The organism is Chryseosolibacter indicum, assembly GCF_018598585.1.
In the GTDB taxonomy this organism is placed as follows: Bacteria; Bacteroidota; Bacteroidia; order Cytophagales; family Cyclobacteriaceae; genus Chryseosolibacter; species Chryseosolibacter indicus.
This window is the reverse complement of the sequence record NZ_JAHESD010000043.1, coordinates 40,395-51,227: the sequence shown is the minus strand read 5'-3', so window position 1 is coordinate 51,227 and position 10,833 is coordinate 40,395. Positions and strand designations below refer to the sequence as shown.

Sequence of the window (10,833 nt, the reverse complement as noted above, 5' to 3'; positions counted from 1 at the left end):
ATTTTTCAGGGTACCAGGATCACCCATTTCATGGAACCAATCAAAGGTAGCAAGGTCAACAAGGGTATCAATCTGATCCGTTTCAGCTAGCAATCTTATCCATAAGACAAATCGTCCCAAATTCGATGGCATGGAGCGCTGCAACACTTCTGCAAGAGTTTGCTTTATACGGATCCGAACATAACCAGGAGTTTTTTGAAAGATCTCATGTTCGAGCCCTCTGAAAATATCATGTAGTTTAATTTCGCCACTTATGGAATGTTCGAGTATTCCATATCGATCCAACTCTTTTAACGAAGAAGAAACGAGGCCTTTGTCCTTTATTATCACTTCGCTTATCTCATCAATTTCTGCAACTGAAAGAGGTACGTCCACCAAACTAAGGATACCTATCACCTGCTGAGCCTGCTGGGAAAGCTGCCTAAAAGTTTTTGACAGAATCTGGCTTCGTGATGTAATCTCGTTGATGAATGATTTTGCGCTTCCCTTATAAGATCCTACCATTACCTGTACTGCATTTTTCACAAAAAGCGGTAAGCCAAGTGTAAGGTCTTTAATTTCTTTAGTCGCATCAGTATTAACAGAGCATTTGGCATTTTTAAATTCCTGAGCTATTATATCTGTTGTCCAACCTTTCAGTTCCTCAGATGTAATACCAAGTGTTGTTTCAAGCAAGCTCAACTCTGACCAAGGCTGTGCCAGAAGCGTAAACTTAATATTATGAGTAACTTCTACTAAAGCTTTTAAGGTATCTACCTTTAGCAGATGAACGTTGTCCAAAAAGACATTTACATTTATTTCTTCCTGACCAAAATGATTGTCTATAGCGCTTAACATGTCAATGCCAGACTTATTACTCAAGATTGAGGCAACAGTTCCTGTGGCATTATTTCCTAAAAATTGAGCTGCAAGTTCCCTCGCCAAAGAACCTGCCAAGGCAGATTTTGGGACGTTGCTAACATCAAAATATGCACCCACATCAGGTATATGCAGAAAAGCTTGTGCTGCCCATGCCGTTTTTCCTGAACCTGAAACGCCTTTTATTAACCTTATTTTATTATTTGATTGAACCAAAGGTTCATTTTGATGCAGCTTATAGTTTTGCGGTACTTGTGGAAGATTTTTCAATTGCACGACGAACCGGTCAAGAAGAGAAGACACTTCTTCGACTTCAATATTCTGTCTATTAGAAGTAGTGGCTGCATGCTGAATTCTTGACGTTAGTTTCCATACAAGTTTTTCGGAAGCTGTAGCACCCAATGGCATTTCCGAGACATTATCAGCACACCATTTGAGACCTTGCATAAGATCTGGCCAGGCAGGTGGTAGGTGGTCATCAGCTTTTTTAGACTTAGGAGTTTGTATTGCAATATCTTTCGGCCAAAACGGATGTTGCACATTCGTTGTCAATCCGTTGTCTAACTCGACATTCGTAATGATAACAAATTGAGGATTCCCGGATCTGATTCCTTCAACGTGTTCTTTTCGGAAACTCTCAAATTTATCAACTGATCCTTTTATATCATCCCATTGCAACAGATTGCTGGACGTCTTTATATGTAAGTAGAGCCTTTTGTCAGGCCAAATAAGATCTATATCCTCATCATTATTAACAACAAGCGTTTTAGCTCCGTTTCTCTTCAGCGTGATAAGACAAGCTACACCATAAACATGTTGATAAAGAAAGCCTCTATGTGCTTCCTCGACTTTTTGAATTTGTTTTGGATCGATAGGTGAACTGGAAGGCAAGTTATTACTCATAAGAAGGCAAAATTAGTGAGTTAACTGCGCAATTTAAGATTAAGTTCTTTTAAGCGGCCTAAGTAAAATTCTTATTGTTAGTAAGGTAAAGGTATTCTCGCTAAACCGTCACTATTCGCTTATGATCCTGTAATTGTAAAGTAACTCACGGTAAACCGGCAGAAAATACTCGTGATCCCTATGGTCTTCCAATGTTATGAAATAAAAAAAATCCTAACAGCCGTTATTGTCAGGATTTTGATAGTGCGCTCGTAGGGATTGCTCATACCCTCAAACCTTGCCGCACAACCCCTCGTGATCCTTATGATCTTCCATGCTATAAAATAAAAAATCCTGACAGCCGTTATTGTCAGGATTTTGATAGTGCGCTCGTAGGGATTACTCATACGCTAAGCCATGCGCTACGGCCCTCGTGATCCCTATGAGCCGGACTGCTCTAAAACAAAAGGTCCTGTTATCCAAGAATAACAGGACCCTGTTAGTGCGCTCGTAGGGATTCAAACCCCAAACCTTCTGATCCGTAGTCAGATGCTCTATTCAGTTGAGCTACGAGCGCGTTTAATCGTTGTTGAGTACGATTAATTTTAGGACTGCAAATGTAAAGAATAAATTCACTCAACCAAATAAAACGGTTTGGCCCTGCCAACAAAAAACTTATTTTTGGGCCTGTTTATAAGAAAAAATTACGGTATGATTCAAAAATTTCCGTTCATATTGCTCCTTTCAGTTTTGTCACTGACGGTTCAAGCCCAAACTACAGAAACTCCTAAAAAGACTGGCCGTCCTGACATCCCTGGTACTTTTCTCGTTGACCTCGGCATAAACAGGACAACGGAGAGCATCGGGAACCTGAAATACGGTTTCTGGGGATCACGTACTATAAACGTTTATTACCTATATGACATGCGGATAGGTAAGTCTAAATTCAGCTTCCATCCAGGAATCGGTCTTGGAATGGAGCGATTCAAACTAAATTCAGCCGGAAGCCTTCAAAATCCGACATTAGCTTTTGATGCTGAGGGAAATACAAGGTTTGCCAGCGCTGCTGCGGTCATCTATGATGCTGACAGTCTGGGACAGATTAATTGGTCAAGCAGCTACTCCACCAAAAAATCGATGATGATCCTAAATTACCTCGATATTCCTTTAGAACTAAGATTTAGTTTAAAGCCAGAAGATCCAAGCCGAAGCTTTAAAATAGGAATCGGAGGTCGTGTAGGGTATCTTTTAAGTTCAGGTACGAAAATCAAATACAAAGAAAACGGTGAGTTGAAGAAACTTAAGAATAACCAAGATTTTAACCTTTCACCTATCCGCTATAGTGCTTCCTTAAGAATTTACTTTGGTAACTTTAATCTCTTTGGATATTATAATCTCAATCCATTGTTCGAAAAAGACAAAGGACCTTTTGCTACAGAAGCAGGAACGTATACTATTGGCATTTCATTGATCAGCTTCTAAGCACGAGCAACTTATTATTTGACATTTTACTTCAGATGAAAGTCCTCTATACGAGGACTTTTTATTTTATATGCAGCTTTCAAAGACGCTAAATCTTTTTATTGGGTAATTAAAATTATGAGTGCCTGCGATAAATTTAGCTTTACATAAGAGGCTTCAAATTCTAACTATCCGATATGAATTACTCCCTTTATGGAGGGAGTTATAAATAAAAAGAGGAGAACAAGCCTCCTCTTTTATTTGCCGGGGGTGAAATATAAATTACTTACCCATCTTCTCCATTTCCTTCTCGAAAGTCTCTTTGAACTTTTCGTAATCATAATCAATTTTCAAACGCTCATCTTTTGATAAACGCTCGTTGTATTTTGACACGAGGTCATCAGCTGAAAGTTCTATGGCTACGTATGTCTTATAGGTACCTTGTTCTGTTCTCATTAACTTCTCGCATTTAGTTACAATACCAGACAATGTCTGATCTACAACTTCGCGATTAAGGCTCTCGAAGCGCTCCTCAACTTCTTCTTTATTATTCATTTCACGAGAGTTAACATAGTTGTCTGTAACTGTTTTTACAGTTGTTTGAATAGCTTGTGCAAGTTCGTTACGTGCATTTGTTAAAGCTTTTTTCTTTGATGTTACCTGGTCCTGGCTTTCACCAATTGAATTAGCACGGAAAAACTTAGAAGTAGTAAAATAATCTGGTCCTGAGCAAGGTACTACAACTTCAACTTCTCCTTTAGGAGCTTTCTCTTTGCTTTTACAGCCAATCATAAAAAGACCAGCTAGTGCAGCTAACATTAAAGATGAGTAGGATAAATTTTTCATAATCTAGTGAGCAATTAAGTTTTATTAGTTAGTTACAATTTAAGTACCAATTTTTTTTTTGATTGTGATTCGTTATTGGAGCACGGTAGCAATTAATTCTTTCACCTTCTCCTTTTCGAGTGTTTCAAGTGCTTTATTATATGCATCAACACTTGACTTATCATAATCCAATCCGTAGCCTTTCACACGATCCAACGTAGTGTTATAGATTTCTTTCTCTTCCTTAAGAGCCATTACTTTAATAACACTGGTAAGGTAAGTTATATGAATACTTCCAGACACAGAGCCTTTTTCCGCATCAGCCTTTACATCAAACCATAGGTCTGCTGTCTTTTTATCCTCTGTAAATTCAAATCCATTATTGGAAAGTATATTCTTAAGCTTATTTGTTATCTGAGAGTTGGATTTATTACTTCCAAAGATCTTTTCATCTGCAGAAAGAAACACTACTGGTCTTTGTACCTTCAGCATTACCTGCGCCCTTGGTACATTTAACGTTTTGGCAATAAGGGCATACACAGGTGAAGAGCTTGTTCCGCTTAATGCATCAACATCTACTTTTACCCCTATGATTTGTTCTATTTCTTTTGAGCCTATTTTATTAATAAGAATCTTAGCAGATCCTTTTTCATCAGCTTTAAATTGAGGGAATATATCACCTTCACCCTTTTCAAACTCTGCTTTTAATGGAAGGCTAGCTACTGGCCGGCCATCTTTATACATTGCAGTTGCTATAACTGCATGTTCTGACTGCTTAACCCTACGATTCAGTACTATCTCACTGGGTGTTACCTTTACATTAATCTTGTCTAATGTACGTTGTATTGAAGCATAGGTTTCGTTAACAAGAAGTATGTCCTGCCCGTCGATATTAACACGAATGGGTTCTCCCAAATATTTTTCTACACTTCTGAATGCCTGAAAGTAATAGCTTACTGCTTGAAGATGTTCGTTTTGTGCTTCTGATTGTCGCGCTTTCCTGAAATAATCAGTTGCCAAGGTCACTGCATTTCTCTTTTGCTCTTCCTTAATCTGTTTGTACCTAGATATAGAAAGTCGGTAATAAACCCAATAGTTACTCGCGTCCTCCCACGCATCAACAAGTTCGAACTCTTCAATATCATCGGCAGCTGTGGTTTGGATAATCTGCTCGTATTGCTCCTGAACTTTCTTATCAGCCTCCATAAAGCTGAGTACGGAAGTACTTGAAACATTTACCTTTATTTGAGAAATAAGATCATCCAGTGCACTTTTCTTAGCAGACTGTATGTAGTTATTAGAGCCATCTTTAGCACTATGACCAATACCAGTATAATAGCCACTTTGGAATGGTTGTGTTTTAAGCCATGATGGTTTCAAAGCCTCAGGATCTGGTTGTTGTACCTTAGGGCTGCAGGCTGCAACGAAAATTAAAATGGTAAAGATGCGCTTCACAAAATAAACGTTTGGGGGTTAGCGTTTCACAATCCACATCTGTGCCAAAAATACGAAAACAAAACAGGTTTAAGATTTTGACTATTGCTTTTCGGCTATATTATTTAACTTTAAACAAACGGATGTAAGATGAGAACAATAATAAGTACTATTTTTTTGGGAATTGCGATGCTTGCGTGCCAGGAAAACGAATCAGAAACAAATGATTTAACCGGAAATGAAGTGGTATACGCATTAAGTCCTGGTTCCGTATACACTACCCCTGGAACTGTTACCTTTAAAGAAAGGAAAGACGGTACAACTCTTATAGTGCTGAATCTTCAAGGCACAGAAGGAAATGCCAAGCATCCTGTACACTTGCACCTGGGTAACATTTCTGCTCCCGATGCTGATATCACTGCATTACTAAATCCGATAACCGGTAAAACCGGTAAAACCGGTAAAAGTGAAACACTATTGACACAACTTGCTGACGAAACTTCTATTACCTATGAACAATTAATAAAGCTGAATGCTTGCATTAAAGTGCATCTTGCTGAAGCTGGTCCTGATAAAGATATTATTCTTGCAGGAGGAAATATCGGAAAGGCAGCCCTTGACGCTTCTTCGGGAAGAAGTACAATGGCGGTCTGCAAGAGCGAATAATACATTTACGTCTTTTCTGATTAAGAATGAAATAACACGAGCATTGAAGTAATGCTGGTTGCAAGCCCTAAGATACTACCCCATAATACTTCTTTTAAAGAGTGAGCACCAACCTGTATACGGGATGACATAATAAATCCCGTAAGAATAATTGCTATGATAGAAGGATAAAACAACGTATTAACTTCTGTCATTTTATTTAAGAGTATAAGAATACCGACAATCCCCCAGGCTGCAACGCTATGAATACTGATTTTTGCAAAACATGTGACAAGGGTTGATACTACAACAAGCAGGTCAATCACGATCATGAGGCGCAAAAAATTGTCGTTAATACTTATGCGGGTTTTCGTATAAAAAAGATAGGTAATACAGACATAGATGATTGAAATTAAAAAGAAAGGTATAATGCGCTCCTTTCTATCCTGCATTTCGAATGACTTCAATGTTCCAAATGCTTTAAGTATGCCGATGTTAAGTACCGGAAGCAGGAAAGTAACTATAAAAATAAGACCTATAAACAGATCATGCGATGCAGGAGGAATGGGCTCCAGCGCTGTGGGAAGTAAATTGGAAAGCAGAAAGAACAAATAAGTTGCTATGAGCAGAGGATGAAAAACGTATGCTAGAATGCGCGACAAAGTATTCAACTTAGATCTCCTTTCTTAAACGTGCAACGGGAATATTTAACTGCTCACGATATTTGGCAACGGTTCTGCGAGCTATGTTGTAACCTTTTTCGTTGAGTATTTTCTCAAGCTTATCGTCTGACAGCGGTTTTGCTTTATCTTCCTTATCGATAATATCTTTAATAATCTGCTTCACTTCCCGGCTACTTACTTCTTCCCCTGAGTCGGTACTAATGCCCTCGGAGAAGAAATACTTCAAAGGATAGATACCAAAATCAGTCTGAACACTCTTACTGCTTGCTACCCGAGAAACTGTTGATATATCCATATTAATCATGTTGGCTATATCTTTCAGGATCATTGGTTTTAATTTTGTCTCATCCCCCTCAAGGAAAAAGTCGTACTGAAAGTCAACAATGGCTTTCATTGTACGAAGCAGGGTTTGTTGTCTTTGTTTTATTGCATCAATAAACCACTTTGCAGCATCAAGCTTTTGCTTAACGAAAGAGACAGCATCCTTTAGTTTCTTATCGCGCTTATCACTTTTATCGTAAGCTTTAAACATTTCTGAATACGAACGGCTAATGCGAAGTTCAGGTGCATTACGACTATTAAGTGCTAACTCAAGTTTGCCATTATTATTGGAAAGAATAAAATCAGGAATAAGGTATTGATTCTTAACCATGGTGACTGTGCTACCTCCTCCTGGCTTCGGATTCAACTTCACTATCAGCTCAAGAGCATCTTTCACAAACTCCTCATCTTCTATATCTAGCTTCTTCTGTATCTTCTGATAATGTTTCTTAGTGAATTCATCAAAACATTCTTCAATGATCTTCTTGGCAACTACAACATCGATATTGTGACCGTTATCCATCCGGTCGAGCTGAAGCAGAAGACACTCCTGCAAAGACCGCGCTGCAATTCCTGGTGGATCAAAAGTCTGAATCTTTTTGAGAACAGCTTCAACTTCTTCAGGTGTAGTATCAATGCCTTGAGAAAAGGCAAGATCATTTACAATTGAATCAAGATCTCTCCTGATGTACCCATCGCTTTCTATGCTTCCTATCAATTGCTTTCCTATAACGTACTGTTTATCCTCAAGACCGAGAAAATCAAGTTGGCTCATTAGCTGCTCATGCAATGAGGTAGACATAGGGATGGGCATTTCCTTATCCTCGTCATCGTCTCCATCGCCTTGCATCTTATAGCCGCTGTAATCGTCGTCGGCTAAATAATCTTTAATATCTACTTCCTCATCTGCCTTTGAGGATTCCTGTTCCTGAAAATCTTCCTGCGGTTGAACATCTTCAGGTCCTTCCTGGTCATCTCCCTGCTCAAGAGCTGGGTTTACTTCGAGTTCCTCCTGGATCCGGGTTTCCAGCTCTGCCGTAGGAACCTGCAACAGCTTAATGAACTGTATCTGTTGCGGCGACAGTTTTTGTTGTAATGATTGGCTTAAACCCAGTTTTTGCATCTCGAAATTTTATCTCTCTATTATGGTAAAATATAAAAGGATAACGCAAAGTTATCAAATCACTCCATTAATAAAACCACTATAAACAGCCTCAAAGTTCAATTTTGAGGGGATCCTAATGGTTTTCAAACGCTTTCCTTACCTAAAACAAATACCGGGCTAGAAATGATTCTTTACCAGCAATCACGGATTAAACTATGAAAATCATTAAGTTTTTTCGTTTTTTGCCATCCCTAAATAATTAAGCAGTATTCCTTAACTATTTAAAGAGGTAAACAGAACAACTGTTATGAAAAGAATAAAAATCAAACAATTGCTGGTAACAGAACCAAAAGGACAACAAGTTACCGTTCAGGGATGGGTACGTACATTCAGAAACAATCAGTTTATAGCCATAAATGATGGCTCTACTATTCAAAACATCCAGGCAGTTGTTGATTTTAATAATACTGAAGAATCGTTACTGAAAAGGATTACTACGGGAGCTTGTATTTCTGTAACAGGAGAATTAATACCTTCTCCTGCCAAAGGGCAGACTGTTGAAATTAAGGCAGCACAAGTTGAGATTCTCGGGGATAGTGATCCTGAAAAATTCCCGCTGCAGCCTAAGATGCACTCTCTTGAGTTATTACGTGAGATCGCGCACTTAAGATCGAGGACAAATACGTTCAGTGCAGTGATGCGCATTCGTCATGCAATGGCTTATGCTATTCATAAGTTCTTTAACGACCGCGGTTTTTATTATATCCATACCCCCATTATTACAGGGTCTGATGCTGAAGGCGCGGGTGCCATGTTTAGGGTTACAACACTTGATGCGAATAACCCTCCTAAAGGGGAAGATGGAAAAGTTGACTTTAAGGAAGACTTTTTTGGAAGAGAAACAAACCTTACAGTATCCGGACAACTTGAAGGAGAAACTTACGCGTTGGCTCTAGGTGAGATTTACACGTTTGGGCCAACCTTCCGTGCGGAAAACTCCAACACAACCAGACATCTCGCGGAGTTCTGGATGATAGAACCAGAGATGGCCTTTTATGACATAAATGATAACATGCAACTGGCTCAGGAGTTCTTGCAGTACTTGGTACGTTATGCGCTAAAGCACTGTGCTGAAGATCTTGAGTTCCTGAATAAGAGAGCCCAGGAAGAAGAGCAGAGCAAGCCACAAGACCAGCGGAGTGAACTTAGCCTGCTTGACAGATTAAAATTTGTATCGGAGAATGATTTCCAACGCTTAAGCTATACAGAAGCGATTGAAATATTAAAGAACTCTACCCCTAATAAAAAGAAGAAGTTCCAATACCTGATTGATCAATGGGGTGTAGATCTTCAGTCTGAGCATGAGCGTTTCCTTGTTGAGAAGCACTTTAAAAAACCGGTTATTCTATACAACTACCCTGCAGAAATCAAAGCCTTCTACATGAGACAAAATGAAGACGGCAAAACAGTTGCGGCAATGGATGTATTGTTCCCCGGTATCGGTGAAATTATTGGTGGCTCACAACGTGAAGAACGTTATGAGCGCCTTTTAAAAAGAGTACAGGAGTTAAACTTACCTGAAAAAGAATTGTGGTGGTACATGGACCTGCGCAGGTTTGGCTCTGCCCCGCATAGTGGATTTGGACTTGGTTTTGAGCGTCTGATCTTATTTGTTACCGGAATGACCAACATCAGAGATGTAATACCTTACCCACGTTTCCCAGGTAATGCTGAATTTTAGAAAACAACCATTCTTTTACTGCTTAAACGCAAGTAAAGGAATGGTGCTATGAAAGGCCATCTTTCTTGTTATGCTCCTGTCAAAAAGTTTTTCATAAAAAGTAGTTTGATGGGTAAACATAGCAAGAAGGTCAGCCTTTGAAACATCAATGTATTGTTGGATTGCTCCGTCAATATCAGTATCTACCGTTACAATGGTAACGATGTTTTTATAACCGGTATTTGTAACTGCCTTCTCAATTCTTTCTTCCACCGAAGTTATATCTCTTCCGTTTTTCATTACATGCAGTACATGAACTATTGAACCAAACCTTTCAACGTAAGGAATAAGTATTTCAAGCTCTCTTTCAATATGTTTTAAGTCAGTTGCATAGATTACATTTCTAAAGGCTTTGAAGTGTGCTTTTTCCGGTACAGCAAGTACAGGTACATGACTGTTATCAATAACGGTGGTGGTATTGCTTCCAAGAATCGCCTTTTTTAAACCTCCCGCTCCTTTTGTGCCCATTACAATGAGACCGGTGCGTAGCCGTTTTGAATTCTTTTTGACGATTTCGTTAAAAGATCCGGCCCGCGAGATCCGACATCTAACAGCTGTTTTAGCTTTAACATGTTTATCAACTTCCTGTAAAAACGTTTCAAAATTCTCTTTTGCCGTACGGAGTATGTGACGAGAATTGTTTTTTCTGGCAATGGTAGAACGAACTGTATCCTGCATTTCGATGGCATGCAAAAGTGTTACGTTACCGTCAAGTTTATTTGCAATACGAATAGCATATTGGGCTGCTATTCTAGAAAGTTCAGAGAAATCAGTAGGAACAAGAATATTTACCATTTAGGTTTATAAGTTCAAACCTCAAAATAGTTTTTTTTCATAAT

At 38.9% G+C, this 10,833-nt stretch carries 9 protein-coding genes and 1 tRNA gene; 3 read left to right on the top strand and 7 right to left on the bottom strand.

The window, feature by feature from the left end; genetic code table 11:
* Both KK060_RS16875 and KK060_RS16870 read right to left on the bottom strand, forming a co-directional pair.
* On the bottom strand, window positions 1-1,761 hold a 1,761-nt coding region (locus tag KK060_RS16875; protein ID WP_254154943.1), incomplete at its 3' end, for a hypothetical protein.
* A 482-nt stretch (window positions 1,762-2,243) separates the two neighbouring features.
* Window positions 2,244-2,317 (bottom strand) — tRNA-Arg (locus KK060_RS16870).
* Window positions 2,318-2,451: 134 nt separating this feature from the next.
* On the opposite strand from KK060_RS16870, the gene KK060_RS16865 reads away from it, so the two are divergent.
* Window positions 2,452-3,222 carry an outer membrane beta-barrel protein gene (locus KK060_RS16865; RefSeq protein ID WP_254154942.1) on the top strand — a complete coding sequence of 257 codons (771 nt, stop codon included), beginning with the start codon at window positions 2,452-2,454 and terminating at the stop codon, window positions 3,220-3,222.
* A 261-nt stretch (window positions 3,223-3,483) separates the two neighbouring features.
* On the opposite strand, the gene KK060_RS16860 is transcribed toward KK060_RS16865, so the two are convergent.
* Together KK060_RS16860 and KK060_RS16855 are read right to left on the bottom strand one after the other, a co-directional pair.
* The gene (locus tag KK060_RS16860) at window positions 3,484-4,047 is read right to left on the bottom strand and encodes an LPP20 family lipoprotein (protein WP_254154941.1); all 564 of its coding nucleotides are present in this window, start codon (window positions 4,045-4,047) and stop codon (window positions 3,484-3,486) included.
* A 72-nt stretch (window positions 4,048-4,119) separates the two neighbouring features.
* Window positions 4,120-5,481 (bottom strand): LPP20 family lipoprotein, encoded by a 1,362-nt coding sequence (locus KK060_RS16855; RefSeq protein WP_254154940.1) that lies wholly within the window; start codon window positions 5,479-5,481, stop codon window positions 4,120-4,122.
* 129 nt (window positions 5,482-5,610) lie between these two features.
* Here KK060_RS16855 and KK060_RS16850 point away from each other — a divergent pair, with 129 nt between their 5' ends.
* Window positions 5,611-6,126, top strand: a complete 516-nt coding sequence (locus KK060_RS16850) for a superoxide dismutase family protein (protein WP_254154939.1) — start codon at window positions 5,611-5,613, stop codon at window positions 6,124-6,126.
* 20 nt (window positions 6,127-6,146) lie between these two features.
* Here KK060_RS16850 and KK060_RS16845 read toward each other — a convergent pair whose 3' ends face one another.
* Window positions 6,147-6,767 (bottom strand): phosphatase PAP2 family protein, encoded by a 621-nt coding sequence (locus tag KK060_RS16845; RefSeq protein WP_254154938.1) that lies wholly within the window; start codon window positions 6,765-6,767, stop codon window positions 6,147-6,149.
* Window positions 6,768-6,777: 10 nt separating this feature from the next.
* Window positions 6,778-8,232 (bottom strand): RNA polymerase factor sigma-54, encoded by a 1,455-nt coding sequence (gene rpoN, locus KK060_RS16840; RefSeq protein ID WP_254154937.1) that lies wholly within the window; start codon window positions 8,230-8,232, stop codon window positions 6,778-6,780.
* A gap of 289 nt (window positions 8,233-8,521) precedes the next feature.
* Here rpoN and asnS point away from each other — a divergent pair, with 289 nt between their 5' ends.
* A complete protein-coding gene (asnS, locus tag KK060_RS16835; protein ID WP_254154936.1) occupies window positions 8,522-9,955 on the top strand; it encodes an asparagine--tRNA ligase in 1,434 nt (477 codons plus the stop codon).
* A 15-nt stretch (window positions 9,956-9,970) separates the two neighbouring features.
* Here asnS and KK060_RS16830 read toward each other — a convergent pair whose 3' ends face one another.
* Window positions 9,971-10,789, bottom strand: a complete 819-nt coding sequence (locus KK060_RS16830; protein WP_254154935.1) for a universal stress protein — start codon at window positions 10,787-10,789, stop codon at window positions 9,971-9,973.
* Window positions 10,790-10,833 lie beyond the last annotated feature (44 nt).

Coding starts and splice junctions, on each gene's coding strand:
- KK060_RS16850 (WP_254154939.1), top strand. CDS start 5,611: ATGAGAACAATAATAAGTACTATTTTTTTGGGAATTGCGATGCTTGCG.
- rpoN (WP_254154937.1), bottom strand. CDS start 8,232: ATGCAAAAACTGGGTTTAAGCCAATCATTACAACAAAAACTGTCGCCG.
- asnS (WP_254154936.1), top strand. CDS start 8,522: ATGAAAAGAATAAAAATCAAACAATTGCTGGTAACAGAACCAAAAGGA.
- KK060_RS16860 (WP_254154941.1), bottom strand. CDS start 4,047: ATGAAAAATTTATCCTACTCATCTTTAATGTTAGCTGCACTAGCTGGT.
- KK060_RS16865 (WP_254154942.1), top strand. CDS start 2,452: ATGATTCAAAAATTTCCGTTCATATTGCTCCTTTCAGTTTTGTCACTG.
- KK060_RS16830 (WP_254154935.1), bottom strand. CDS start 10,789: ATGGTAAATATTCTTGTTCCTACTGATTTCTCTGAACTTTCTAGAATA.